This window comes from Citrobacter sp. Cc139 (assembly GCF_030334645.1).
Lineage (GTDB): Bacteria > Pseudomonadota > Gammaproteobacteria > Enterobacterales > Enterobacteriaceae > Citrobacter > Citrobacter werkmanii.
In genome coordinates this window covers 1-412 of sequence record NZ_JAOWDM010000004.1, presented here as the reverse complement: position 1 = coordinate 412, position 412 = coordinate 1, and the positions used below count along the sequence as shown (strand labels likewise).

General features: G+C 54.4%; 1 pseudogene. It reads left to right on the top strand.

Features of this window, described 5'->3' with window-relative positions:
- Nucleotides 1-412, top strand: a pseudogene (locus OGV69_RS00045) (TipJ family phage tail tip protein); the annotation flags it as partial.

The following is a 412-nucleotide window of genomic DNA, read 5'->3' as shown; positions in this document are numbered from 1 at the left end:
ACGCTGAAAACGGAAATTCAGTACACCGCGAACAGTGATTTCTCTAATCCTCTTTTGCTGTCGGATGTGCCTTATCCGTCAGCCGAATACACCCAACTGGGACTGAAGGCGGGACAGGAGTTCTGGTACCGCGCGCAGCTGGTTGACAGAACGGGTAATGAATCAGGCTGGACCGACTGGGTTCGTGGTGTATCCAACGCGAATGCTGACGACTACCTGGGCGATATTGCTGATGACTTCCTGACGTCTGCAGACGGTGACCGCCTGACAGGCGACATTAACACTGACCTCGAAGCCGCTTTGCAGAACGCGCTGGCCAACCATGGAACAGCGGAACACCAGTGGGCGCAGTACGGCGAAGTGCGCGCGGATATTCTGGTGGTTAAAACGACCATTGCAGATGTTGATAAAG